Raw genomic sequence first — 26,014 nt, forward strand, 5'->3', positions numbered from 1 at the left:
GGTTAAAATTCACTGTATTCAGTGTGTTACACAGTATCAGAATGCACTTTGATAAGGCAGGATACCTGAGCCTAACATCTGTGCAGTACCCAAGCTATGGTCACTGCTCAGACCGCGTAATTCAATGTTAAAGCTGACTCTGTTGTCATATTTACTGGTTTCATTTTGTGCGTTCCAACCAGTAATTTTCCGTTCATAACCCAAGTTAATGGCCCAGCAGCAGGTGTTGTACTGCACGCCAACCAATTGACTTGCGGGCTGATTGGCTTTGGTATCGTAGTAATACGCGCCAACCAATGCCCAGCGGTCCGCAATCGGCCAACTGGCGGTAGTCCCGATTTGAGAAATGCCCTGTTGATAACCCGGGCTTTTCACGTTCGGTACTGCTGCTTGAATATATTCCGGGCTGGCATAGCGATAATTCAATTGAATCATACGCTCGGAGTCTTTCCTATACTCCATTACCGCATTACCCAGGGTCAAACTCCCCAAACGGGTATCATACTGTGCGCCGCCTTTCAGGCCCAGTTGATCACTAATCCGCCAGAATGTATCACCAGCCCAAACCAAGCTACCAGTATCATCACTGTTATCGATGGTTTCACTGTTACCAGTCCGCGAACGGCTGAAGTAATAGATTTGACCTACTGAAACGTTAAAACGTTCAACCAGCTCATCATCATAAATGCGAGAAGTTAAACCGGTAGACACTTGATTCGCTGAAGCTATACGGTCCAGACCACTATAAGTACGGTCACGGAACAGACCGGAGTAGTCCGACTGCATCAGCGTGGTGTCATAAATATAGATATCATCCTGATTCCGGTAAGGGACATACAGATACTGTGCGCGTGGTTCTAATGTTTGTGTGAAGCCCGTTGCCCAGTCCATTGGCCGGTCAAAGACCACTTTACCGTCCACTTTAAATTGCGGCATCACGCGGTCAACTGAGTCTTTTAAGTTTGGTGCAGTTTCACCACCATTCTGGCTTTGATAATAATTGGCAAAGCCGTCTGAAATATCTTGCTGATAATGTGTCGCCAGTAATTTAGCTTCTGTATTCAAGCTACCCCAACCGTTGGACAAAGGGAGATTAATTGATGGCTCGATATGGAAACGGTCAGCTTTCGGATTATCTGGATTGACGCTGGTGAATTTGGCTGCTTGACCATAGATATGTAAATCAAATGGCCCAATGTCATTTTTGTAATAGTTCATGTCCAGCTGTGGCTGGGCGCGGTAAGCATTACTGTTACCGGCATTATTAAATACCTGGAACTGTTTGGAGGCCAAAGTGGCATTCCAGTTCTCATTAGCATAGCCAACACTGAAAATTTGTGTGGCATAGCCGTCAGTGGTCGAACCGTATTGTGATGTTAAATCAGTAAAGTAAGTTGGGTCACTGACGCGGGTATAGTTGACGTTGAAGCGCCAGACTTTATCCATCACACCCGAATGGCTCCAGTAGTACAACCAACGAGTTGCATCTTTATCGTTACCATCGACTCCGGTGTATAGGCGGTCGCTGGGCAGCCAGTCCAACGCCATGGTGCCGGATCCTGGGGCCAGCAAGTAGCGGAACTCATTCTGCCACTGCAAACCGCGCCGCTCCATGTAATGAGGCGTAATGGTGGCATCGAAGTTTGGCGCAATGTTCCAGTAATACGGCAGCATAAATTCAAAGCCGTTATTACTGGTGTACTTGGCATTAGGGATCAAAAAACCTGATCGGCGCTTGTCGCCAACCGGTAATTGCATGTACGGGCTATAGAACACCGGTACTTTGCCAATTTTAAAACGGGCATTCCAGATTTCTGCAACTTGCTCTTCGCGGTCGTGGATAACTTCTGAGCCCACTACGCTCCAGCTATTATCACCGGGCAAGCAGGAGGTAAAAGTCCCGTTATCCAAAATGGTATAGCGGTTCTGACCTCGTAATTTCATTAAATCCGCATCGCCACGCCCTTGACGCCCGACCATCTGATATTTGCCTTTATCCATATCAGTATCTTTGGTGTTCAAGTTTGACCAAGCTTTGGGGCCTTTCAGCTTAATTTGCGGATCATCGTAATTAACGTCACCGGTGGCCGTGACGGTACGAAGCGGGATAGCTTCACCCGGTTTCTGTACTTGATTCAGTTCAACCTGATTAGCCGTCAGAGTGCTATTGCCTTGTTGGACAACCACATTGCCCGTGAACAAGGCATTATCCGGATAATTAGCCTCGGTTTTATCCGCATTAATACGGACCGGTAGCTGATTCGGATCGCCGGTGACCAAAGGTTGGTCATAAGTCGGTACGCCAAGCATGCATTGCTCGGCTAGGTCAGCCAGAGTGTGCTGGCTATATAGTGCCGTCCATATCAATGTGGCCAGCAGTGTTGGGAATCTTTTTTTCATACGCGGTTTTGGTGTTCCGTCATCGGGGGGCATCATGCCGGCAAACGGTCTGAGACTATATTACTCATCACAGTTGCGCTAGTGTTAAATCCGGCCGCTTACACGTCTCGCTGTTAGGCGCTGAGCTGAATGCCGAGTATGATAATGCAAATTTTGACTGACGGCATGATGAATTGAGGAGTATATGCAGTATTGGGGAAAACTGCTCGGTCTGATACTGGGCTTTCTGTCCGGTGGCGGCTGGGGTGCAATCTTGGGGTTGCTTGTTGGCCATATGGTCGACAAGGCGCGCAGCACTAAGCGCCGCGGCTATTTTGCCGATCAACAAACACGACAATTAATTTTTTTCCGCGCCACTTTTCAGGTCATGGGGCATTTAACCAAGGCCAAAGGGCGAGTGACGGAGGTTGATATTCAACTTGCCAGCCAATTGATGGATAGAATGCAATTGCATGGCGAAGCCCGAACCGCTGCACAACAAGCGTTTCGGGAGGGGAAAGAGAGTGGGTTCCCATTACGTGAAAGATTGCAGGAATTACGCGGTGTTTGCTTTGGTCGTTTTGATTTAATTCGGATGTTTCTGGAAATTCAGTTGCAGGCCGCATTTGCTGACGGTTCTTTGCATCCTAATGAACGACAAGTGCTGTATGTGATTGCTGAAGAATTAGGGATCTCTCGTGGTCAGTTTGATCAGTTCCTGAGCATGATTGAAGGTGGGCGTCAGTTTGGCGGTGGCGGTGGTTGGCAAGACCAGCAGAGAGGATACTCTCAGGGGGGTTACCAGCAAGCGCCAAATGGTCCGACAGTAGAGGACGCCTGCAAAGTGCTGGGCGTCAGCAGCACAGATGATAGTGTGACCATCAAACGTGCTTACCGTAAGTTAATGGGTGAGCATCATCCGGATAAATTGGTGGCAAAAGGTTTGCCGCCAGAAATGATGGAGATGGCGAAGCAAAAAGCCCAAGAGATTCAGGCTGCGTATGATTTGATTAAGCGCGAGAAGGGATTTAAGTAAAGCTTCATAATTTAATGCAAAAGATGCCGATTATCAGGCATCTTTTGCATTTTTAAAGACCAAAAGCGCGATTAAAAGATTGGAGAAGAAATGAGAGAGGGAGTTGCAAATATAACTAAGAATTTCCCAATGCCGGACAATTCTCCATTTATCAGATTATTTTGATTCGCCTCGAAAGTCGCAATAGCATCGGGTAATGAATTATCATTTTTTAAGACAGTCAGACAAATATTATTTTCGTCAGTTATTTCTGGCGAAGTATATTGGTAATGTGTTTCTTTAATATTATCAAAACTGACTTCAGAATCATTTAGCCCCTCAGTGCGCCGCTGTTGTGGAACATAAACTCCCAGTTTGTTATAGAAAGTCATTGAATCCAAAGCACCAAAGTCAGTGTTACGTTGATATATCATTTCATTATCAATAGAGACTTTAATTGATGGGTAATCTCTATGCATTATTATTTCTATAGTGACGTGGTGATATTGGCCTAATTCAATTTTCTTTAGCAGTGCATTCTCATTCTGATAAGTTTTGGTATTAGACTCAGTAGTGACTGCATTTTCATTGACGGTATTTGTTGTTGCCACTAACATGCCATTTTGTTGTATATGCAGTGAAAACGAAGGGCGGTCCCCGCCTAATTTTTTCATACTGCCATGCAGTTCCCTTACTTGGAATAGGACTAGACTCTTGGGTAGAGATACAGGTTTAAAGTCAAAAGAATAGGTTGATTTTGCATCTATTTTGATTGGCCTAAAATTAGATATTTCAGATCGATAATTCCCTTTTTCTTTGGATAAATAAAAAGTTATATCATTATCGTTTTCAAGTGTTCCATTTTTGGGCTGGATAGTAATATTTTTCGATTCAAGAGCCTTGGCAATTTCGTTTTTTCTTTCTGCTGCTTGGGTGTTATTTTTAGAGTGCCAGTTTTGTGTGTCGGTATTCATACTGACTGAGTATCCTGATAATGCTGTCACACTATTTTGATCAAATCTATGTATATGGCTTCTTATTTTATCAATTTCATTGGGTTTTAAGTTTTCAAAGGGCTTAGTGCAAAGTTCGATATTAAACATAATAAACCTTCATTTTACTATAATGAAGGCATATTATCACTGTGCTTTTTTTATTGTGCTTATTTATATCTTTAAAATATTATATTTATTCTTATATACTTTATAGTTAATGAGACTATATCCTGATGGAGTCATAAAAAGGCCCATAAAGTCTCATATTAATAAATATTAAAAACTTGCCTCGCATTTAAAATGCATTACCGTCCCAAATTCCGGGTGAGTAATACATAATTCTTGCGCATGTAACTGCAACCGGGGTGCCATTGCTTTGGCCTCTGGGGGAGCGTAGAAGCCGTCGCCAAGGATCGGATGACCCATCGCCAGCATATGAACCCGTAATTGATGTGAACGGCCCGTGATAGGGGATAATTTGACTCGCGTACTGCCGTCAGCATCGCGTGATAACACTTGATATTGAGTTTGCGAGGATTTTCCGGTTTCGTAACACACTTTTTGTTTTGGACGATTCGGCCAGTCGCAAATTAAAGGCAGGTCAATCAACCCTTCATCTTGTGCCAAATGGCCCCATACCCGTGCAACATAAGACTTTTTCGGCTCACGCTCACGAAATTGGCGCTTAAGCTCGCGCTCAGCGGCTTTGGTCAACGCAACCACCATCACACCACTGGTCGCCATGTCTAGCCGATGTACGGATTCTGCCGTAGGGAAATCAGCTTGAACTCGGGTCATTATGCTGTCTTTATTTTCCGGAGCACGGCCGGGCACAGAAAGTAGCCCGCTAGGTTTATTCACCACCATGATGTGTTCATCCTGATACAGGATTTGCAGCCATGGGTCGCGGGGGGGATTATAGGGTTCCATTACTACTCCATTACTTATACCCTGCATCTTTCGAAATGCAGGGTATATCCAAGTAACTGGTTGTTATTAATAATGATTACTGATGTGAGACTACCACCAGACGGATGGCATCCAAACGCCAGCCGGCCTGATTTAGGTTTTCCAGCACCAGTTTACGGTTATGTTCCAGAGCCTCTATTTCGTCATCGCGGATATTCGGATTTACGGCTTTCAGGGCTTCCAGACGCGCCAGTTCGGCACTCAGCTTATCATCGGCTTCATGTTTCGCCGCATCAATTAACACTCGCGCTTGCTCTTCAATCAGTGCTTCTGCTTGTTGTAACATGGCATGCACTTCTTGCTGAACCGCGTTGACCAGCTTGCTAGAGGTGTGGCGATTGACGGCATTCAGTTGGCGATTAAAACTCTCAAATTCAACCTGAGCCGCCAAATTAGTGCCATTTCTGTCCATCAGCATCCGCACCGGTGTTGGTGGTAAGAAGCGAGTCAGTTGCAGGTGTTTCGGCGCCTGTGCTTCAACCACATAGACCAGCTCAGCGAGCAAAGTACCCACTGGTAATGCTTTGTTTTTCAACAAAGAAACCGCGCAGCTACCGGTATCACCTGACAAGATCAGATCCAAACCATTACGGATGATCGGATGTTCCCAACTAACAAACTGAGCATCTTCGCGTGATAAGGCCTGTTCGCGATCGAATGTCACTGTGCAGCCATCCTGTGGTAAGCCCGGGAAGTCCGGTACCAGCATATGGTCAGATGGCGTCAGCACAATCAAGTTGTCACTGCGATCTTCTTGATTGATACCCACAATATCGAACAGATTCAGCGCGAAACTGACCAAATTGACGTCATTATCTTGATCCGCAATGATTTGCGCCAGTTCTTGCCCATGCTCACCGCCATTGGAGTGCATTTCTAGCAGGCGGTCTCGGCCTTGCTCCAGTTGGAGTTTCAGCCCTTCATGCTGTTGGCGACAGGCGTGAATAAATTCATCCAATCCTTCCTGCTCATTCGGTGTGGCCAGATACCCAATCAGCTCTTGATAGCCGCTGTCATAGATGGTGCGGCCAGTCGGGCAGGTGTGTTCAAAAGCATCCAAACCCTCGTGATACCAGCGCACCAATATGGCCTGCGCGGTATTTTCCAGATAAGGCACCATGATCTGGATTTCACGGTTCTGACCAATCCTGTCCAGACGGCCAATACGTTGTTCGAGCAAGTCTGGGTTGAAGGGCAGGTCGAACATCACCAATTGGCAGGCAAATTGGAAGTTACGTCCTTCGGAGCCAATTTCTGAACATAACAGCACTTGTGCGCCGTCTTCTTCAGAGGCGAAATAGGCCGCCGCGCGGTCGCGTTCAATCAGCGATAAACCTTCGTGGAACACCGCAGCACGGATAGCTTCGCGCTCGCGTAACACTTGTTCGAGCTGCAATGCCGTGGCGGCTTGTGCGCAGATGACCAGCACTTTTTCGCCGCGATTGGCAATCAGGTAGTTAAGCAACCATTCAACTCGTGGGTCAAAGTTCCACCAAGTGGCGTTTTCGCCTTCAAATTCTTGGTAGATTTGCTCTGGGTAAAGCATATCTTTGGCTCGCGCTTCCAGGGTTTTCTTGGCCCCCATAATGCCGGACACTTTAATCGCTGTTTGATACTGAGTCGGCAATGGCAGCTTAATCTGGTGCAAGACACGGTGCGGGAAGCCTTTTACCCCATTACGAGTGTTACGGAACAAGATACGGCTGGTACCATGCCGGTCCATCAGCATTGTTACCAGTTCTTGGCGTGCGGCTTCGCTATCTTCACTTTGGCTGTTCGCCGCTTTCAGCAGCGGTTCAATATCTTGCTCATTAATAAGCTCGCCTAGCAGATTCAGTTTGTCGTCAGCTAAGTGTTCGCCGCCCAGCAGCAATGTGACGGCATCCGCGATTGGACGATATTTTTGCTGCTCATTTACGAATTCTTCGTAATCGTGGAAGCGGTCTGGATCCAGCAAGCGCAAGCGGGCAAAGTGACTTTGCTGACCCAATTGCTCGGGGGTTGCGGTCAATAGCAATACGCCGGGGATATGTTCTGCCAGTTGCTCAATGACTTGATATTCACGGCTCGGGGCTTCTTCGCTCCAGGCCAGATGGTGCGCTTCATCCACGACCAACAGATCCCAGGATGCATCTGCCAACTGTTCCAGACGTTGTTTATTCCGACGAACGAAATCCAGTGAGCAAATGACCATTTGTTCGGTTTCAAATGGATTGGTGCTGTCGAGTAGCGCTTCGGAATAGCGGCTGTCATCAAACAGTGAGAAGCGCAGATTGAAGCGGCGCAGCATTTCGACCAGCCACTGATGTTGCAGACTTTCCGGCACCACAATGAGGATGCGCTCAGCGCGGCCTGACAGCAGTTGCTGATGGATAATCATGCCGGCTTCGATGGTTTTACCCAATCCCACTTCATCGGCCAGTAATACGCGCGGCGCATGGCGCTGGCCCACTTCATAAGCAATATGTAATTGGTGTGGGATTAGACTGGCACGGATACCGCGCAAACCACTCCAGGGCAGACGGAACTGCTCACTTTGGTATTTACGGGCGCGGAAACGCAGGGCGAATCGATCCATACGATCGATTTGACCGGCAAATAGTCTGTCCTGCGGCTTGCTAAAGGTTAGTTTGCTATCGAGCAAAACTTCACGCATGGAAACGCCGGTTTCCTCGGTATCCAGGCGGGTGCCGATATAGGTAATCAGCCCATTTTCCTCAGAGACCTCTTCCACTTTCAGCTGCCAGCCTTCGTGGTTAGTGATGGTATCACCCGGATTGAACATGACGCGGGTGATGGGCGAGTCATTTCTGGCGTAAAGGCGGTTTTCACCGGTTGCGGGAAACAGTAAGGTGACCATGCGTACGTCAATGGCAACGACAGTACCCAATCCAAGTTCGCTTTCTGTGTCGCTGATCCAGCGTTGACCAAGTGTAAAAGGCATAAATTATCGGCTCGATTTTTTTGTTGGACAGTTATTGGTAAAAAAATTTTGTAAAATAAGTGCTTATAGAGACAAAAATAAAATTGCTGGCAATAGTTTAGCGCCCACGCAGTTTACGTGGCTGACAAGTCTGTCTGAAAAGACAGAATCCGGTTACACGGATGATGACGGCCAGTCGGTTATGTAAATGTGATGGATGCGAATTTTGGCAAGGGCGCTATGGTAATGGATGGCGAGCGCTTCGTCACCTGTAAAACAGCGCAATCACGATTAAAATAGCCCCATCTGACCGGTTATCAGTGTTGTGAAGTCATCATGCATAAAGGGAAGTATAGCGTCTGCCACTGGCTGTAGCTGGCGTGTCAGGTAGTGATCGTAGTCAATGGGGGATTGGCGGGTTTCGAGAGGCTCGGGGCCTGCGGTGGTCATGACATAGCTTATCCAGCCGCCATTTTGATATTGCAACGGTCGGCCAAGCTTGCGATTAAACTCATCGGCCAGACGCGCTGCTCTGGCATGTGGCGGAACATTACGCTGATAATCATCCAGCCGTCGGCGTAGGCGCTTGCGGTAAATTAACTGCTCGTCTAATTCGCCATTTAACGTTCGGGCGACATAATCTCGCACATAGTCTTGATAGGGTTGCTGCTGGAAAATCCGCAGGTACAACTCGCGCTGGAATTGCTGGGCCAGCGGTGTCCAGTCTGTGCGCACGGTTTCCAGCCCTTTATAGACCATTTGATCACCCGTGGGGGTTGAAATCAGCCCGGCATAGCGTTTTTTACTGCCTTGCTCTGCGCCCCGAATGGTCGGCATCAAAAAGCGCCGATAGTGAGTTTCAAATTCCAATTCCAGTGCGCAGGGTAAATCATAGGTTTCACGAATATGGGTTTGCCACCATTGATTAACATGCTGCACCAGCGCTTTGCCAATACGCGATGCCTGCTCTTCACTGTGGGCATTTTTCAACCAAACAAAGGTTGAGTCGGTATCGCCATAGATGACCTGATAGCCTTGTGCTTCAATCAATTCGCGGGTTTGGCGCATGATGTCGTGGCCGCGCATAGTGATTGATGAGGCTAGTCTCGGGTCGAAAAAACGGCAACCGCTGGATCCCAATACGCCATAGAAGGCATTCATTATTATCTTCAATGCTTGAGATAACGGCTTGTTTTGTTGACGCTTTGCAGCTTCTCGGCCCTGCCATATTTGGTTAACAATAGCCGGTAGGCAGTGCTTTTCTCGCGAGAACCAGGCACCACGAAAACCGGGCACCGAATGCTGTTCATCAGGCTGGGACATCCCCACCACCAACCCAACCGGGTCAATCAGAAAGGTGCGGATAATCGAGGGATACAGACTTTTATAGTCGAGCACCAATACCGAGTCATACAATCCTGGCTGAGAATCCATCACAAAACCGCCGGGGCTGTGCTCTTCCGGTAACTCGCCCAAGTTGGGCGCAACATAGCCAATACGGTGCATTCGTGGCACATAAAGATGGGTAAAAGCCGCGACTGAGCCGCCACTGCGATCCGCTGCTAACCCGGTGACTGTTGAGCGCTCAAGTAAGAAGTTGAGCAATTCAGTTTTAGCAAAAATCCGTGTCACCAACTCGCAGTCTTTCAGGTTGTAGCGGGCTAATGCCGGTTTATCATTGGCAAAGCGCTGGTTGATTTCATCCATCCGCTGATAGGGGCTATCACTGGCTTTACCCTCGCCCAATAAGGTTTGCGAGACCGATTCCAAACTGAACGACGGGAAATTCCAAGTGGCGGATTTCAGTGCTTCAATGCCATCAATAATCAGCCGACCAGCGGCGGAGGCAAAGAAATGCCCCTGTTTAAAACCATGCTCGCGCCACTCCAGCACATTAGCGCCACGGCCAAAGCGCAGTGGAATTTGATAGCGGTCGGCGTGTTTTTGTAAGACTCGCAAGTCAAATTGCACCAAATTCCAGCCGATAATGGCATCAGGATCATGTATCTCCAGCCACTGGTTGAGTTTTTCCAACAACAGTGGGCGGCTGGTGACATATTCCAGATTGAAATCCAGCGCAGTTTCATCCGCCAAATTGCCATTGGGTGGCCCCAGCATGTAAACCTGCCGCTGGCCGCAGCCCTCCAAACCGATGCAATAAAGCTCGCCGTGTTCGCTGGTTTCAATATCCAGTGACACCAGTTTTAGAGCCGGGCGATAGTCATCGGCAGGTTTCATTTGAGTATTGAGCAGCGGGCCGTTGCCATTGTCTTCGCCACTAAACCAAACCGGCGCGGTAATAAAGCGCTCCATGAGAAATCGCTCTGGCGGGCGAATGTCACCTTCATAGACATTCACACCGCTTTCCCTGAGCAGTTTTTCTAGGCGAATTAATTGGCGATGTTGGGTGCAATACAGGCCCAACACGGGGCGTTGGTGGAAATCGGACAGTTCAAGAGGGCGCAGTTGCCAGCGGCGTTCGTTACGTAGCACGGTTTCAGCCCGCTGCCGTTGTTCGGCCGGGATAAATGCCACCGAGGGTTGAGGCGGCAGCCGGATTTGCTGCGGGCCTTCATCGGTCGCTAACCAGAATTCAACTTCGGTGCCTGCCTGCGTGTCTCGCCAGTGGCGGGTGAGCAGGAAGCCCTGACGGGGTTGCGCCACGCGGCTGTCCTATAATAAAGAAATGAATCACACTGGGATATCTAGTTTCGTTAGTATGGTTATTTATACAGTAATTGTCTATTTCAATGATGATTTACTATTAATTCATAGAATTCGCTGATTGACTCATTTCCCTGTGGGCTGGACAATCCCCCGCGCCTGAGTTTTGGGTGTTAACCAACGGACAAATTTATGGAAGCCTATTTATTACATTTACTGACGCAATCTCTGGCTTTCACGCTATTTGTCGTCATGTTAGTCACTTTTCTTGAGTCTTTGGCACTCGTGGGAATGTTACTGCCCGGCACGGTAATGATGACCAGCGTGGGCGCGTTGATTGGCAGCGGAGAAGTGGGCTTTTATTCTGCCTGGGCTGCCGCCACGGTGGGCTGTCTGGTGGGCGATTGGGCCTCGTATTTTATTGGTCGCCGTTTTAAAGAGCCGCTGCATCGCTGGTCTTTCTTGAAAAAACATAAATCACTGTTGAATAAAACCGAGCACGCCTTGCATAACCACAGTATGGCTACCGTTTTACTGGGGCGTTTTATTGGCCCGGCCCGACCTATCGTTCCGATGGTCGCGGGGATGCTAAATTTACCGCCGGTAAAATTTGCCTTACCGAATGTGATTGGCTGTCTGACATGGCCGCCGGTCTATTTCTTCCCCGGCATACTGGCCGGCGTTGCCATTGATATCCCACATAGCGCCAACAGTTACATGTTTAAGTGGCTGCTGTTCGCGGTGGTGATGCTGATTTGGCTGGCATTGTGGTTGTCATGGCGCTGGTGGCGTTTTGGTAAACGCAGCCCGGATCGTTTGACTCAATGGCTGCCTTTGGCCCGCTTGCGCTGGGTGGCGGGGCTTTCTATTGTCGTGGCAATTGCCAGTTTTACCTGGCTACATATGCAGCCAATAATGCCGCTTTATCGACATCTGTTGTGGAAAGTATTAGCCGGCTAATTTACCGGGCGGCAGCAATGCCCAGCACACTGGCTTCTGGCGCACTGCCATTGACCAGTGCTGCTGTTGGGCCGTCGTAGTAAATGCGCCCATCCACCACTAATAAAGTGCGCTCGGCAATGCGGGCGGCATCATCCAGATTGTGTGACACCATCAGCAAGGTCAATTGCCGATTTTCGCAGACGTTTTCGACCAATTGCAGCATTTCATTGCGCAGTGCTGGATCGAGCGCGGAAAACGGCTCATCCAACAGCAGGATGGGCTGGCTGCGCACCAAACAGCGGGCGAGTGCTGCCCGCTGGCGCTGGCCGCCAGAAAGTTGTGCGGGCAGTCGGTCGAGGCACTCTTCCAATCCCACCTGTTGTGCTATCAGGCCGAGTAGTGCTTTCTGCTCATGATTGAGTTTTAGCCCCGGGTGCAATCCCAACCCAATGTTTTGCTCAACATTCAAATGTGAGAACAGATTATTCTCCTGAAACAACATCGACACCGGTCTTTGGGCGGGCGGCGTTATGGTATGGTCTTGATTATTCAGCAACATACGGCCGCTGGCGGGCGCTAAAAAACCGGCAATCAGGCTCAGCAGAGTGCTTTTACCCGCCCCACTTGGGCCAAGAATGGCCACCCGCTCACCGGGCTGAATGCACACATCAAAACGCATTGGTAAGTGGTCATACAAATAAGTGATTTTCTCAAGCTTTAGCATGGCGGCTCGGCAGTCTTTCAATAAGAGTAAACAGTAGGAAACACAGCAGCAGTAACAGCAAGGCGGTCACAGCACCATCATTGCTGCGATAGGAGCCTATCTGTTGATAAAGATAAAATGGCAAGGTACGGAAATGCTCATTACCAAACAGTGCCACGACACCAAAATCCCCGATAGAAAGCACACTGGCAAAGGCCAGAGCTTGCGCCAGCGGGCGTTTCAGCGCGCTAAGTTCAATATGGCGTAAACGGTGCCAGCCGCGAATATCCAGTGACAAGCACAGCGGCGTATAGCGCTCTGCCAGATCGCGCATCGGGTTATCCAACACTTTTAAAGCATAGGGCACGGCCATCAATGCGTTAGTCAAAATCACCAGCGCATAAGGGGATTGCGGCAAACCCAGTGTGTCATTGAGCAATAAGAAAAAACCGGTCGCTAACACAATGCCCGGCATCGCCAGAATCACCATCCCGCTGATTTCCAATGCTTGCCCGTAAGCCGCGTGTTGGCGCAGTTTCAATTCACGACTGCTCCACAACAGCATCATGGTCAGGGTGACACACAATAATCCGGCCCCAATGGCGATGGTCAGTGAGGTAAAGAAGGCTTGCCACAGCGCCGGTTGCTGTAGCACGCTGAATATTGTTTTATTGCTGCCATCAATCACGACCGCCAGCAATGGCGGCACCATCAATAATAATGCCGCTCCGATTAACAGTGTGTCGCTGATACGTGACCACGCGCTATCTTGCTGACTGCGCCAGATTTGCCCGTGGGTATTGCCCACCGCCAGCACTGAGCTTAGCCGTTGGCTCAGCACCACCAATCCCAGGCAGCAACCCAGTTGAATCAGTGCCAGTAATGCCGCGCGCCCCAAATCGTAGTCATAACTGAGCGCTTGATAGATAGCCAGTTCGATAGTGGTAGCTTGTGGCCCGCCCCCCAGAGAAAGCACGGTGGCAAAGCTGGCAAAACACAGCATAAAAATCAGCGCGGCAGTTGGCAGAATTTGGCGGCGCAGATAAGGCCACTCGACCAGACGAAAATGCTGCCAACCATTCATACCCAGTTGGGCGGCTAACTGGCGTTGTTCAACCGCAATGCTTTCTAGTGACTGTAATAACAAGCGGGTCGCCAGCGGCATATTAAAAAAGATATGCGCCAGTAAAATCCCTTGTAAACCATAAGGTGAGAAGCGGTACTCCACACCAAGCCAGCCAAATAACCCCGCCAACCACCCTTGACGACCATAGACTGTCAGGATGCCAAATATGGCGACCAGCACTGGGAGCACCAACGTCATCGCACACAAGCGCAACATCAGTTGGCGGCCAGGAAAGCGGCGACGATATAAGGCACGAGCCAAAAAAATGGCTGGGATGACGGACAGCAGTGCAGAGAGAAATGCCTGCCAGAATGTGAAACGAATCACATGCCACAAATAGCTGTCATGCCAGATACTTTGCCAGTCGGCCTCAGGGGCATGACGCCAGATAGCGGTGAACGCCAGCAAGGCGACACCGACTATCAGCAAAGCGGCCAGTAACCCTGGCCACAACCACGCGGGTATCAGCGGCTGACGGCGGATTGCCATGCTTTAATCCATTTGCCACGATTATCAGCCACGTCTTTTGCATCAAATTGCAATGCTTTTTGTGGCACTGTCAGGGTGTCAAATCCGGCCGGTAAATCCATTTTTATCACTGGATACATCCAGTTACCGGTCGGAATATTATTTTGGAATGCCGGGGTGACCATAAATTGCATAAAGCGCTGTGCCAGTTCGGGTTGTTTGCTGGACGCGACCACACCGGCCACTTCCACCTGCAAATAGTGGCCTTCGCTAAAATCAGCAGCGGCATAGTTGTCTTTCTTTTCTTCAATCAGATGATAAGCCGGGGAGGTGGTGTAGCTCAGCACTAAATCTCCTTCACCTTTAAGGAATAAACCGTAAGCTTCGCTCCAGCCTTTGGTCACGGTGACGGTTTTCTTCGCCAGTTGCTGCCATGCTTGTGGGGCTTTATCGCCATACACTTTTTGCATCCACAACATTAAACCGAGGCCAGGTGTGCTGGTGCGCGGGTCTTGATAAATGACTTTCCACGGCTCTTTGCTGTCGACCAATTCTTGCAGGCTTTTGGGCGGGTTTTTCAATTTGTTTTTGTCATACACAAAAGCAAAATAGCCATAATCGTATGGGACGAAAGTTTTATTCTGCCATTTTTCTGGTAAAGTCAGGTTGCTGGTATCCACCTGATTTTGAACAAATAATCCAGTTTGTTCTGCGGCCTGCACCAGATTGTTATCCAACCCTAAAATGACATCGGCCTGGCTATTTTTACCTTCCATCCGCAGGCGGTTTAGCAGCGAAACACCGTCTTCCAGCGCGACAAATTTAAGCTGGCAATCGCACTCGGCTTCAAAGGCTTTTTTTATGGCCGGCCCAGGGCCCCAGTCGGCAGCAAAGGAATCATAGGTGTAGACTGTCAGTGTCGGTTTATCAGCCGCCACGGCCGCCGCAGATAACAAAAACAAGCAGGGAATAATGCGTTTAAACACTTTGCACTCCTTAAAAATAAAGGTGGCAAAGGTATCTGAGGCAGTAAATAACATGAGTATCATGATGATACGGCGTTATTTTTCTCAAATCCCTCCGCCGGTGTTAACCGGATCAGGTTCGACGGGTTTACTCTCAGCTAAATGGCGGTTTTGCTGCAATTTAGCACCCCGTTGAGACGGCGCTATTGTAGAGATTAATCTGGGCGGGTGAAAGCGGCTTTAACCCTCTGGCGGCGTAAACCAGGCTGATTTGAAGTCAAACCATCCCAATGTGTTCATGCGCACCCCGCGCATACTGTGCTGCCCATATAATTCTAGCCAGTGATGGAACAGCGGGTGGAATTGATTCTGGCTAACCAATCGTTGGCTCCAATCCGCCATGGGGAGGGTGTTATTTCGCCATAATTCAACATCTTGGTTTAATTCTTCGTCCAGGCAATATTGCAGTAGCGGCAGTTCATACAAGGTGGCGAATAGGGAAAACTCCAGTGGTAAATAAAAGTTGGCGCTGCCAAGCCAAATGTCGCTCTGCGCATCACCCTGATACCACTCAGTGTAATCCACTATTTGTATTTTTAAGGTCACCCCTTGAGCGGCCAGCAAATGGGTCAGAGTTTGGCTGATAGCATCAAATTCTGAATGGTCGCTGTAAAAAGTCAGTGTTAGCTCGGTCAGACCTTCTGGCTTCGGTTCCAATGCGGTGAGCCGGTTGTGATGCCAGCGCGGTAACATGCCATAAGCTGGTGACCAATAGCGCTGATAAAAAGGGTCGGCGTGGCTGAGCAGCGCCACCGGGGTTATCAGTTCACAGAGCCAACGGCGGATCTCGGGATGGCTGGTCTGGGGAGACCGTTGGTCGAATAACAAAAAATAACAGCCTTCTTCCAGCCGGCTTTCGAGCTCATTTTTACTGGTATCGTCAGCTTGTAATTGTACTCCCGAATAAACCAGCTCTTCAGACAGCTCCGGTAATACCCAGATATTGACCTCATCAATCAGTGCTCGGAAACCAAAATAGTTGTCGAACGCCTGAATTTTCAATTGGCTGTGGTGATTCCGGATCACCGAATAAGGGCCTGTACCAATAGGATGTCGCCGGAAGTCCGGTTGATTTTCCCACTCTTGCGGCAAGATCATGGCGTGCACACTGCCCAATAACCACGGCAGCCAGCTATCTGGGGTACTGAGATGCACATCAATCACATACGGCGTGGGCGAACGCACCGCCGTGATATGTGAGAACAAGGGCTGAGGGATTAACCGGGTCAGACTGGTAATCACATCATTCATTTCCAGCTCACGGCCATGATGAAAATGAATGGCGGGGCGCAAATAAAAGCGCCAGTGTAGTGGACTGATCGCCTGCCAGTGATGAGATAAATCCGGCTCGAGTTCCCCATTTTCCTCATTTATCCGCGTCAGGCCATTAAAAATCTGCCGCACCATATGCGTCTCTGAGCGGCGCAGTGCAGTGCCGGGCAATAAGTTGTGTAATGGCCGGTAATAGAGCACGCGCAGAATATGTTTACCTTGCCGGAAGCTGCGCCCTAATTGGGATAGCAGCATTTGGCGGACGGCTTTCTTATCCCCAACTAGCTGCACCAGTTGGTCAATATGGTCTTGTTCGAGTAACTCTTCGGCCCGCTGCTGTTGCAGCGCTAAGCCGGAATAGAGGAAGGTTAGTTGTGAGCGCTTACCACGGCCAGCTTCCGCTTGCCAACTCAGCCACCCCTCTTGCTGCATACTGCCCAGTAAGGATCGCACATGGCGGCGAGAGCAGCAGAGCACGTCAGCAAGCTCCTGCAAGGTGGTCTCTGTGGCTAAACCGTTAAAACGTTGCCAGAGGCGAATAAACTGTTGTTGCAGGCGTGAGGCAGACATAAAAGAGGAACTCCGCGGCAAATTTCATCAATTTTTCTTTCCCTATATTACGCAGATACTGGCAATCAATAACAGCAGCTTATTGTGGCAATAGCGGCGAGATCACACCCTAGGGGAGGAATAAGATGATTTTCAACTTACAACGTTATTCCACTCATGACGGCCCTGGTATTCGCAGTGTGGTATTTCTCAAAGGCTGCTCGCTGAGCTGCCGCTGGTGCCAAAACCCAGAAAGCCGCTCACGTCATCCAGAGGTGTTATTTGACCCGCGCCTGTGTTTATCCGGCTGTGATTTGTGTCATCAGACTTGCCCGCAAGCAATCCAACGTATTGATGATCAAGTTGTTATTCATCGTCAGTTGTTGGCAGAAAACGACATTCAGGCACTGAGCATTCGCTGCCCCAGTGGGGCATTAACAGTATGTGGCAACCCAATTGATATTGATGCCACCATGGAGACATTACTGCGCGACTTGCCATTTTATCGGCGCAGTGGCGGTGGGGTGACTTTATCCGGTGGCGAACCTTTTATGCAGCCGGATGTGGCCGCTGAATTATTACAGCGTTGTCATCAGCAAGGCATCCATACCGCGGTGGAATCCTGTTTGCATACGCCATGGCGCTATATCGCCCGTTCTTTGCCGTGGCTTGATTTGATGTTGGCGGATTTGAAACACACAGATGAGCGCCGTTTTCAGCAGTGGACCGGCGGTTCAGCTAAGCGGGTGATGGATAATTTCCGCAAATTAGCGGCGGCAGGCACCCGTATTACGGTGAGAGTGCCCTTAATCCCGGATTTCAATGCTGACCGCCGCTCGGTACAAGGGATTGTCGATTTTGCTGCTGATGAGATTGGTGTGAAAGAAATCCACTTTTTGCCTTATCACACCTTAGGTATCAACAAATATTCACTGCTGGGTGAAGAGTATTTGGCTGCCAGTACACCGTTGGATTCACCTGCTCTGCTGGCCTTCGCGGAAAGTTATGCCCGTGATAAGGGCCTAACCGCAATTTTAAGAGGATGACGCAATGACGACTCTCGATTTGGTAACCTTAAGCGAACGGACAAAACAGCATAAAAATGCACTGATTCATATTGTAAAACCGCCGGTTTGTACTGAGCGAGCTTTGCACTATACCGAAGCTTATCAACAGCATCAGGATAAACCGCTGCCGGTCCGGCGTGCGCTGGCGTTGGCCCACCACTTACAGCTTCGCACTGTCTGGATTAAAAATGATGAGCTGATTATTGGTAATCAGGCCAGTCAATTGCGGGCCGCTCCGATTTTCCCTGAATACACAGTGAGTTGGATTGAAAACGAAATTGACGAACTAGCCGACCGGCCCGGAGCAGGTTTCTCGGTCAGTGAAGAAGACAAAGCAGTATTACATCAATTGTGCCCGTGGTGGCGCGGCCAAACAGTGCAAGATCGCTGCTATGGCATGTTTACTGACGAACAAAAAGCTTTACTGGCGACCGGCATCATCAAAGCGGAAGGAAATATGACCTCCGGTGATGCGCACCTGGCGGTTAACTTCCCGTTATTGTTGGAAAAAGGGCTGGATGGCCTACGCAGTAAAGTTACGGATCGCCGTTCTCGCCTTCAACTGACAGACTGGAGTGACCTGCATAAGGAGCAATTCCTGAAAGCTATTGATATCTCGCTGGTTGCACTGAGCGAACATATTGAGCGCTATGGTGCTGTGGCCCGGAAAATGGCGGAGGAAGAAACTCGCGAATGGCGGCGGGCTGAGCTACAGACTATTGCCGAAAACTGTGAATTAATTGCCCATCAGCCGCCGCAGACTTTCTGGCAAGCACTGCAACTGTGCTACTTCATTCAGTTGATTTTGCAAATTGAATCCAATGGCCACTCGGTTTCTTTTGGTCGCCTCGACCAATATCTGTACCCATGGTATCGCCGTGATGTTGAGTTAGAAAACACACTCAGCCGCGAAAAAGCCATCGAAATGCTGCATAGCTGTTGGCTTAAGTTGCTGGAAGTGAACAAAATTCGCTCCGGTTCACACTCCAAAGCATCCGCGGGCAGCCCGCTTTACCAAAACGTCACAATCGGTGGGCAAAAACTGGTTCAGGGCAAAGCTATTGATGCGGTCAATCCGCTCTCTTATGCGGTGCTGGAATCTTGTGGGCGTCTACGTTCAACCCAGCCAAATCTCAGTGTCCGCTATCATGCTGGTATCAGTGATGATTTCCTCGATGCTTGTGTGCAAGTTATTCGCTGTGGTTTTGGTATGCCCGCTTTCAATAATGATGAAATTGTTATTCCCGAATTTATCAAACTGGGTGTTGATCCACAGGATGCCTATGATTACGCAGCAATTGGATGCATTGAAACTGCGGTCGGCGGCAAGTGGGGCTATCGTTGTACTGGCATGAGTTTCATCAACTTTGCCAGAGTGATGTTGGCGGCGCTGGAGCAAGGCCGCGATGCGACCTCCGGTCAGATATTCTTGCCGCAAGAGCAGGGGTTGTCGAAGGGGAACTTTGCCGATTTCGCGCAAGTTATGGCGCAATGGGATGCGCAGATTCGCTATTACACCCGCAAATCCATCGAAATAGAGTGTGTGGTGGATACGGTATTGGAAGAGAACGCCCACGATATTGTCTGTTCAGCGCTGGTAGATGATTGCATTGAGCGCGGTAAAAGTATCAAACAAGGCGGGGCGCGCTACGACTGGGTTTCTGGTTTGCAAGTCGGGATTGCCAACTTGGGGAACAGTTTGGCAGCGGTAAGGAAATTAGTGTTTGAACAACAACTTATCGGCCAACAACAACTGGCTACAGCATTAGCCAATGACTTTGCCGGCTTGAATGGTGAGCAACTACGCCAGCACCTGATTAATTCAGCGCCGAAATATGGCAATGATGTTGATGATGTCGACCAACTGTTGGTGCGGGCTTATCAGACTTATATTGATGAGTTGAAGCAATATCACAATACCCGTTTTGGTCGCGGCCCTATCGGTGGCACCTATTATGCTGGGACGTCATCCATTTCTGCCAACGTGCCATTTGGTGCGGCCACCCTGGCGACACCCGATGGTCGTAAAGCTCATAGCCCATTGGCGGAAGGCGCAAGCCCGGCCTCTGGTACTGACCATCTCGGGCCAACGGCGGTGTTTAACTCGCTATCGAAATTACCGACCGCCTCGATTTTGGGGGGAGTGTTGCTCAATCAGAAATTGAATCCGTCCACGTTAGATAATCCGCGGGACCGCGAGAAGTTGATGATGATGCTGCGTACCTTCTTTGAGGAGTATCTGGGCTGGCATGTGCAATATAACATTGTGTCGCGTGAGACTTTGCTTGAGGCCAAGCAGCATCCAGATCGCTACCGTGATTTAGTGGTTCGTGTCGCGGGTTACTCGGCATTTTTCACCGCACTGTCACCGGATGCACAGGATGACATTATCGCCCGCACTGAACATACATTGTAATTTATTGTTTTATATTGTTTTTATGAGTTATCTAGTCTTGCTGTAGTTCTGGGTTCCAAAATATTGAACTGGGTTATAAAAGAGTGAACTGAGTTCCAAAATTTCTGAGTAATGGTGTACTTCACCAGCCAGTGGTTTATCCCACTGGCTTTTTTTATCCTGTGTTCTGAACGCGATAGCATTATTAGCGGCCTCAATTATTCTGATGCAAAATTTATACTTGCCTCTGTATAAATCTACGCGCTTGTGTAGCATAGGAAGTCATAGCTGTTTCTGGCGCTGGAGCCTGGAATGAAATCTGCTTTAACCTTTTCCCGTCGTATCAATCCGGTTTTTCTCGCTTTCTTTGTGGTGGCATTTCTCTCCGGTATTGCTGGTGCCTTGCAGGCCCCGACCTTAAGTCTGTTTTTGAGCACTGAAGTTAAAGTGCGGCCGCTATGGGTTGGGCTGTTTTATACCGTCAATGCCATCGCCGGGATTACCGTCAGCTTTATGCTGGCCAAGCGCTCGGATTCTCGCGGGGACCGCCGTAAACTCATTATGGTTTGCTACTTGATGGCGGTGGGGAATAGCCTGTTATTTGCTTTTAATCGTGATTATCTGACCTTGATCACGGCCGGTGTTCTGCTGGCCTCTGTGGCCAACACCGCGATGCCGCAAATTTTCGCTTTGGCGCGTGAATACGCCGATGGTTCGGCCCGCGAAGTGGTGATGTTCAGCTCCATTATGCGTGCGCAACTCTCATTGGCTTGGGTTATCGGGCCGCCGCTGTCATTTATGTTGGCGCTGAATTATGGCTTTACCCTGATGTTTAGTATTGCCGCCGGTATCTTTGTGCTGAGCGCGCTGGTGGTGTGGTTTATTCTGCCGTCAGTGAAACGAACAGAACCAGTGGCGGATGCGCCAATGGTGGTGCAGGGCAGCCTGTTTGCTGATAAAGATGTGCTGCTGTTGTTTATTGCGTCAATGCTGATGTGGACATGCAACACCATGTACATCATTGATATGCCTTTATATATTACAGCAAATCTGGGGTTGCCTGAGCGGCTGGCGGGTTTATTGATGGGAACGGCTGCCGGGCTGGAAATTCCAATTATGCTATTGGCGGGCTATTCGGTTAGGTGTTTTGGTAAGCGCAAAATTATGCTGTTCGCGGTGCTGGCTGGCGTGCTGTTTTATACCGGGCTGGTGTTATTCAAATTCAAAACGGCCCTGGTGTTATTGCAGATTTTTAATGCCATTTTCATCGGTATTGTCGCCGGGATAGGTATGCTCTATTTTCAGGATTTAATGCCGGGCAGGGCGGGTGCGGCTACTACGTTGTTTACTAACAGTATTTCAACTGGGGTAATTCTGGCCGGGGTGTTGCAAGGGGTATTAACGGAAACTTGGGGGCATAATTCGGTGTATGTCATGGCAATGATCCTTGCCATTCTTTCACTCATCATTTGTGCGCGAGTCAGAGAAGCTTAGCGCCCCGCAGGGCGCTGTGTGGTGCTTTAATAGACAGGCAGTAAATTCAGACTGGACAGGATATGGGCGACGGCATTGACTGCGCCGAACAGTAAAATCAATACAATCATGGGGGTACCGCCCCAAACCCGGTACAGCGGGCTACCAAAACGTTTGCGTGAGGCTCGGGCCAACAGCGCAGGAACAATGGCGGCCCAGACCGTGGCGGCCAGTCCTGCATAGCCAATCGCGTAAATGAAACCATCTGGATATATCAACCCACCCAATATTGGCGGCAGGAAGGTGATAGCGGCTGTTTTTGCCCGACCTAAGCGGCTGTCGTTAAATTTAAATAAATCAGCAAGATAATCGAATAAACCCAAAGTGACGCCGAGGAATGAACTGGCGACGGCGAAGTTTGAGAACACCGTCAGCAGCAGATCCATTGACGAACTTTGCAATATTCCGCCCAGCGCACTGACCAGCACATCAATATTCCCACCTTGACTGGCTATTTCACGAAATTGTGGCCGTGGGATATTCCCCATGGTGCCGACCAGCCAGATGATATACAGCGCGAGGGCTAACAGAGTACCAAACAGCAAACAGTTGCGGATACGGAGTGGGTTTTTGCCGTAATACTTCATTAAACTGGGGACGTTACCGTGGTATCCGAATGATGCAAGACAAAATGGCAGAGTCATCAACAGATAGGGCAGGTAGCTTGGGTTGGCGTCGCTCAGATTAAATAATTTTACGGGTTCGACATGGCCTAGCAACCCACCAAACGTCATAAAGAAAGTGAGTATCTTGGCACCCAGCACAATCGTCGTCATTCGGCTTACTGCTGTCGTGCTGAGCCAAACAATAAAGGCGACGAATAAGGCGAAAAACAGACCGCCCAGCCGGGCCGAGAAATCTATCCCCATTCCGCGTAAAGTATGTTGAATAACAGAGCCGCTGGCGGAGATATAGGCGTAGGTCAGAATGTAGAGCACAAAGGCGACGGTCAGGCCGTTAATCACATTCCAGCCGTTGCCTAGTAAGTCTTTGGTGATGGTGTCAAAACTGGCACCGGTATGATAGTTGAGGTTGGCTTCAAGGATCATTAATCCTGAGTGAAGCATACAAAACCAGGTAAAAACCAGTACGGCAATTGACCAATAGAACCAGATCCCTGACATCACAACGGGTAGTGAAAACATCCCTGCGCCGACGATGGTCCCTGCAATAATCATTGCACCGCCGAGGAGGGAAGGGGTTTTAATTTTTGCTGCTGTGACCTGATTTTCTAGTGTAGTTTGGGCCATAGTAGGGTGTCCTCGTGTGGTTTTACCACTTATAGAGGTAGCGATTTTGTAGCTGTATTTCCCCTGCCAGTGCGGCAGGGGCGTGGTCTTGGCGTGACAGTTGCCGTTTATTCGATGGGTTTTAATCGGGCAACAAAGTGGCGCAGAACAGGGGGTTCGTAGGTGAAGGTTAAGCCTTTAATTTCTTCAGCACGTGACTTGAGTGAAATAAGGGCATCCGCGATATAGTCCATGTGATCATTGGTGTAAACCCGACGTGGAATGGTCAGGCGCAGCAGTTCCAATGGTGACGGTTTTTGTTTGCCCGTTTGCGGATCACGCCCTAGCAGCAGTGAGCCAATTTCCACACTGCGGATACCCGCTTCCAGATACAGGGCGTTATTCAGCGCCTGCGCGGGGAATTGCTCGGCTGGAATATGTGGTAGCAAAATTTTGGCATCAACAAACACCGCGTGACCGCCAGTCGGATATTGAATTGGAATACCGCCAGCGCGCAGGCGTTCCCCCAGATATTCCACCTGACCAATACGGTAAGTCAGGAAGTCCTCGTTCATTCCCTCTTCCAACCCAATGGCCAGCGCTTCCATGTCGCGACCAGCCAGGCCACCGTAAGTGACAAAACCTTCCATAGGTACACAACGGATGCGAACGTCGTTGAATAAGTCCTCATCAGTGCGGAAACAGCACAAACCGCCAATGTTCACCATTGGGTCTTTTTTGGCTGACATGGTGAGCATATCGCCATACTGATACATTTCCAGAATGATCTCTTTGATCGACTTATCGCCATAACCTGGCTCGCGTTGCTTAATAAACCAGGCATTTTCACAGAAGCGGGCGGAGTCAATAACCACTGGAATATTATGCTGTTGAGCAATGCGATACACTTCGCGCATATTGCTCATTGAAATTGGCTGCCCGCCAGAGCTGTTACAGGTGACGGTGGTAATAATCGACACCACGTTGTCAGCACCATACTCGGCAATAGTGGCTTTCAGTTGGTCTAAATCGAAATCGCCTTTCCAGTCATAATAAGTCACGGTATCAAAGGCTTTCGGAGTGACGACGTTGATGGCTTTTGCACCATTCATTTCAACATGGGCGGCGGTGGTGTCAAAGTGGAAGTTGGAGATAAAGACCGGGTTCTTGGCTCCACCTGCTTTTTGTTTTTTCGCAATCAGACAGGGGAAGAGGATTTGTTCAGCCCCACGGCCCTGATGGGTTGGGATAGTGAATGGGTAGCCAATCAGTTTCTTAACCTGGTCGCACAAGTGGTAATAGTTTCGTGAACCGGCATAGGCTTCATCGCCCATCATTAATCCTGCCCACTGACGATCACTCATTGCCCCGGTGCCGGAGTCAGTCAGTAAATCAATATAAACATCCTCACTTGGCAGTAAGAATGGGTTATAACCCGCCTCAATCAGTGCTTTCTCGCGATCCTCCCGATTGGTCATCCGGATATTTTCTACCATTTTAATACGGAAAGGTTCTGGGATGCGTTTCATGATTTATTACTCCAAAAATACACCTTTATCATTTGAGGTCACAGGAATATTCACTGCCACGCCAATGACTGGGATATATTAAATTATGGATATAGTAATATCTTTGCGCAATCAAATCGCAGCGAATAAAAATAACAATTCGCATTGCTATGATGGCAACGAAAATAAAAAAATGAATTTTTCAGCAGAAGCTGAATAAGCAATAGAGGAATTAACGCGGGAAATCGTTGGCGAGGCGGTAATCTATATTAAACCAAGCTCGGCTGTCGCCGGAGATGCGTGCTTCGTAACGCAATGCAATGCGTGTCATAAGGCGCCCTCTAGGTGTGAATGGTGATAAGTAGCATACCGTGGTTTAAGAAATAAAAAGTGACCGTCAGCACAAAATACAATCAATGTAAACTATATTAGCCACATTAATATGTATGTAATCTAATAGGTTGCAATGCTGTTATATAACAGATTGATTGTTATGAGATTTGGCCTGGAATGGAAGTAACAAATAAAGATAGCTAATTTTTTAATTAATATTTTGATAGGTTTTGAATTGTTGGGTCAGGAAGTTACCTGACACCAACAATATACTCACAAAATGAACTAAAAATAATTAACGCAGAAATTCTGGCTGTTGTTTTTCGTATGTTGAAATATTACTTTCATGCTGTAATGTCAGGCCAATACTGTCTAAACCGTTAATCATACAGTGGCGGCGGAAACTATCGATTTCAAATGAATAACTTTTGCCACCGGCATTAAGTGTTTGATGTTCTAAATCGACAATAAACTCAATGCCTTCATTCTCTTTAACTAACTGGAATAAAGTATCAATATCCGCTTCGCTTAATGTGACCGGCAATAACTGGTTATTAAATGAGTTACCGTAAAAAATATCAGCAAAACTTGGGGCGATAACCACTTTAAAACCAAAGTCTGTCAGTGCCCAAGGCGCATGTTCACGAGATGAACCGCAGCCGAAGTTTTCGCGCGCTAACAAAATGGTCGCGCCCTGATAGCGAGGTTGGTTCAGCACAAATTCAGGATTGGGCACTTTGCCAGCATCGTCGAGAAAGCGCCAGTCGTTAAACAAGTGCTGGCCAAAACCGGTGCGGGTGACTTTCTGCAAAAACTGTTTTGGGATAATCGCGTCAGTATCGACGTTCGCCGCATCCAATGGAGCGACCAGACCCCTATGTTGAGTAAAACCCGAGTGTTGAGTAAATTTTGCCATGGT

General features: G+C 48.8%; 18 protein-coding genes and 1 riboswitch. Of the genes, 5 read left to right on the forward strand and 13 right to left on the reverse strand.

Annotated elements, in window-relative coordinates; genetic code table 11:
- Window positions 1-36 precede the first annotated feature (36 nt).
- A complete protein-coding gene (gene lptD / locus F0T03_RS03715; RefSeq protein ID WP_145556795.1) occupies window positions 37-2,400 on the reverse strand; it encodes an LPS assembly protein LptD in 2,364 nt (787 codons plus the stop codon).
- A gap of 184 nt (window positions 2,401-2,584) precedes the next feature.
- Between lptD and djlA the strand changes: the two genes are divergently transcribed.
- Entirely contained in the window at window positions 2,585-3,415 is an 831-nt protein-coding gene (gene djlA, locus F0T03_RS03720; RefSeq protein ID WP_145556796.1) for a co-chaperone DjlA, read from the forward strand.
- A gap of 71 nt (window positions 3,416-3,486) precedes the next feature.
- Here the strand turns inward: djlA and F0T03_RS03725 are convergent, their stop codons facing one another.
- The 4 genes from F0T03_RS03725 to F0T03_RS03740 form a co-directional block, all read right to left on the reverse strand.
- On the reverse strand, window positions 3,487-4,497 hold the full coding sequence (locus tag F0T03_RS03725) for a polysaccharide lyase (RefSeq protein WP_246169925.1): 1,011 nt from the start codon (window positions 4,495-4,497) through the stop codon (window positions 3,487-3,489).
- A gap of 168 nt (window positions 4,498-4,665) precedes the next feature.
- A complete protein-coding gene (rluA, locus tag F0T03_RS03730) occupies window positions 4,666-5,319 on the reverse strand; it encodes a bifunctional tRNA pseudouridine(32) synthase/23S rRNA pseudouridine(746) synthase RluA (RefSeq protein ID WP_159677252.1) in 654 nt (217 codons plus the stop codon).
- 76 nt (window positions 5,320-5,395) lie between these two features.
- Window positions 5,396-8,302, reverse strand: a complete 2,907-nt coding sequence (gene rapA / locus F0T03_RS03735; protein WP_159677253.1) for an RNA polymerase-associated protein RapA — start codon at window positions 8,300-8,302, stop codon at window positions 5,396-5,398.
- A 270-nt stretch (window positions 8,303-8,572) separates the two neighbouring features.
- On the reverse strand, window positions 8,573-10,945 hold the full coding sequence (locus F0T03_RS03740) for a DNA polymerase II (protein ID WP_159677254.1): 2,373 nt from the start codon (window positions 10,943-10,945) through the stop codon (window positions 8,573-8,575).
- 192 nt (window positions 10,946-11,137) lie between these two features.
- Here F0T03_RS03740 and F0T03_RS03745 point away from each other — a divergent pair, with 192 nt between their 5' ends.
- Entirely contained in the window at window positions 11,138-11,905 is a 768-nt protein-coding gene (locus F0T03_RS03745) for a DedA family protein (RefSeq protein ID WP_145556555.1), read from the forward strand.
- Between the two features lies 1 nt (window position 11,906).
- Here F0T03_RS03745 and thiQ read toward each other — a convergent pair whose 3' ends face one another.
- From thiQ to sgrR, 4 genes are all read right to left on the reverse strand, one after another.
- Window positions 11,907-12,611: a thiamine ABC transporter ATP-binding protein ThiQ gene (thiQ, locus tag F0T03_RS03750; protein WP_159677255.1), complete on the reverse strand. Its 705-nt coding sequence runs from the start codon at window positions 12,609-12,611 to the stop codon at window positions 11,907-11,909.
- Window positions 12,598-14,205, reverse strand: coding sequence for a thiamine/thiamine pyrophosphate ABC transporter permease ThiP (gene thiP, locus F0T03_RS03755; protein ID WP_159677256.1), 1,608 nt, complete (start codon window positions 14,203-14,205; stop codon window positions 12,598-12,600). Before thiP ends, thiQ begins: the two co-directional genes overlap by 14 nt.
- Entirely contained in the window at window positions 14,181-15,170 is a 990-nt protein-coding gene (gene thiB / locus F0T03_RS03760; RefSeq protein WP_159677257.1) for a thiamine ABC transporter substrate binding subunit, read from the reverse strand. Before thiB ends, thiP begins: the two co-directional genes overlap by 25 nt.
- A 71-nt stretch (window positions 15,171-15,241) precedes the next feature.
- Window positions 15,242-15,351, reverse strand: a riboswitch (TPP riboswitch).
- 38 nt (window positions 15,352-15,389) lie between these two features.
- Entirely contained in the window at window positions 15,390-17,051 is a 1,662-nt protein-coding gene (sgrR, locus tag F0T03_RS03765) for an HTH-type transcriptional regulator SgrR (protein WP_159677258.1), read from the reverse strand.
- Between the two features lie 125 nt (window positions 17,052-17,176).
- Between sgrR and F0T03_RS03770 the strand changes: the two genes are divergently transcribed.
- The 3 genes from F0T03_RS03770 (at window position 17,177) to F0T03_RS03780 (ending at window position 21,986) form a co-directional block, all read left to right on the forward strand.
- Window positions 17,177-18,076, forward strand: a complete 900-nt coding sequence (locus F0T03_RS03770; RefSeq protein WP_159677259.1) for a glycyl-radical enzyme activating protein — start codon at window positions 17,177-17,179, stop codon at window positions 18,074-18,076.
- Window positions 18,077-18,080: 4 nt separating this feature from the next.
- Window positions 18,081-20,513: a formate C-acetyltransferase/glycerol dehydratase family glycyl radical enzyme gene (locus tag F0T03_RS03775; RefSeq protein ID WP_145556549.1), complete on the forward strand. Its 2,433-nt coding sequence runs from the start codon at window positions 18,081-18,083 to the stop codon at window positions 20,511-20,513.
- Between the two features lie 291 nt (window positions 20,514-20,804).
- On the forward strand, window positions 20,805-21,986 hold the full coding sequence (locus F0T03_RS03780) for a sugar efflux transporter (protein WP_159677260.1): 1,182 nt from the start codon (window positions 20,805-20,807) through the stop codon (window positions 21,984-21,986).
- 26 nt (window positions 21,987-22,012) lie between these two features.
- On the opposite strand, the gene mtr is transcribed toward F0T03_RS03780, so the two are convergent.
- From mtr to leuD, 4 genes are all read right to left on the reverse strand, one after another.
- On the reverse strand, window positions 22,013-23,275 hold the full coding sequence (gene mtr, locus F0T03_RS03785) for a tryptophan permease (RefSeq protein ID WP_145556547.1): 1,263 nt from the start codon (window positions 23,273-23,275) through the stop codon (window positions 22,013-22,015).
- A gap of 107 nt (window positions 23,276-23,382) precedes the next feature.
- Window positions 23,383-24,783 carry a tryptophanase gene (gene tnaA, locus F0T03_RS03790; protein ID WP_145556546.1) on the reverse strand — a complete coding sequence of 467 codons (1,401 nt, stop codon included), beginning with the start codon at window positions 24,781-24,783 and terminating at the stop codon, window positions 23,383-23,385.
- Window positions 24,784-24,994: 211 nt separating this feature from the next.
- Window positions 24,995-25,093 carry a tryptophanase leader peptide gene (tnaC, locus tag F0T03_RS03795; RefSeq protein WP_071843463.1) on the reverse strand — a complete coding sequence of 33 codons (99 nt, stop codon included), beginning with the start codon at window positions 25,091-25,093 and terminating at the stop codon, window positions 24,995-24,997.
- A gap of 297 nt (window positions 25,094-25,390) precedes the next feature.
- Window positions 25,391-26,011, reverse strand: a complete 621-nt coding sequence (gene leuD / locus F0T03_RS03800; protein WP_159677261.1) for a 3-isopropylmalate dehydratase small subunit — start codon at window positions 26,009-26,011, stop codon at window positions 25,391-25,393.
- Window positions 26,012-26,014 lie beyond the last annotated feature (3 nt).

Source organism: Yersinia canariae (genome assembly GCF_009831415.1).
In the GTDB taxonomy this organism is placed as follows: domain Bacteria; phylum Pseudomonadota; class Gammaproteobacteria; order Enterobacterales; family Enterobacteriaceae; genus Yersinia; species Yersinia canariae.

What these genes read in the sequence shown, in the direction of transcription:
- lptD (WP_145556795.1), bottom strand. Translation starts at nt 2,400, where the DNA reads ATGAAAAAAAGATTCCCAACACTGCTGGCCACATTGATATGGACGGCA.
- djlA (WP_145556796.1), top strand. Translation starts at nt 2,585, where the DNA reads ATGCAGTATTGGGGAAAACTGCTCGGTCTGATACTGGGCTTTCTGTCC.
- F0T03_RS03725 (WP_246169925.1), bottom strand. Translation starts at nt 4,497, where the DNA reads ATGTTTAATATCGAACTTTGCACTAAGCCCTTTGAAAACTTAAAACCC.
- rluA (WP_159677252.1), bottom strand. Translation starts at nt 5,319, where the DNA reads ATGGAACCCTATAATCCCCCCCGCGACCCATGGCTGCAAATCCTGTAT.
- rapA (WP_159677253.1), bottom strand. Translation starts at nt 8,302, where the DNA reads ATGCCTTTTACACTTGGTCAACGCTGGATCAGCGACACAGAAAGCGAA.
- F0T03_RS03745 (WP_145556555.1), top strand. Translation starts at nt 11,138, where the DNA reads ATGGAAGCCTATTTATTACATTTACTGACGCAATCTCTGGCTTTCACG.
- thiQ (WP_159677255.1), bottom strand. Translation starts at nt 12,611, where the DNA reads ATGCTAAAGCTTGAGAAAATCACTTATTTGTATGACCACTTACCAATG.
- thiP (WP_159677256.1), bottom strand. Translation starts at nt 14,205, where the DNA reads ATGGCAATCCGCCGTCAGCCGCTGATACCCGCGTGGTTGTGGCCAGGG.
- sgrR (WP_159677258.1), bottom strand. Translation starts at nt 17,051, where the DNA reads ATGTCTGCCTCACGCCTGCAACAACAGTTTATTCGCCTCTGGCAACGT.
- F0T03_RS03770 (WP_159677259.1), top strand. Translation starts at nt 17,177, where the DNA reads ATGATTTTCAACTTACAACGTTATTCCACTCATGACGGCCCTGGTATT.
- F0T03_RS03775 (WP_145556549.1), top strand. Translation starts at nt 18,081, where the DNA reads ATGACGACTCTCGATTTGGTAACCTTAAGCGAACGGACAAAACAGCAT.
- F0T03_RS03780 (WP_159677260.1), top strand. Translation starts at nt 20,805, where the DNA reads ATGAAATCTGCTTTAACCTTTTCCCGTCGTATCAATCCGGTTTTTCTC.
- mtr (WP_145556547.1), bottom strand. Translation starts at nt 23,275, where the DNA reads ATGGCCCAAACTACACTAGAAAATCAGGTCACAGCAGCAAAAATTAAA.
- tnaA (WP_145556546.1), bottom strand. Translation starts at nt 24,783, where the DNA reads ATGAAACGCATCCCAGAACCTTTCCGTATTAAAATGGTAGAAAATATC.
- tnaC (WP_071843463.1), bottom strand. Translation starts at nt 25,093, where the DNA reads ATGACACGCATTGCATTGCGTTACGAAGCACGCATCTCCGGCGACAGC.
- leuD (WP_159677261.1), bottom strand. Translation starts at nt 26,011, where the DNA reads ATGGCAAAATTTACTCAACACTCGGGTTTTACTCAACATAGGGGTCTG.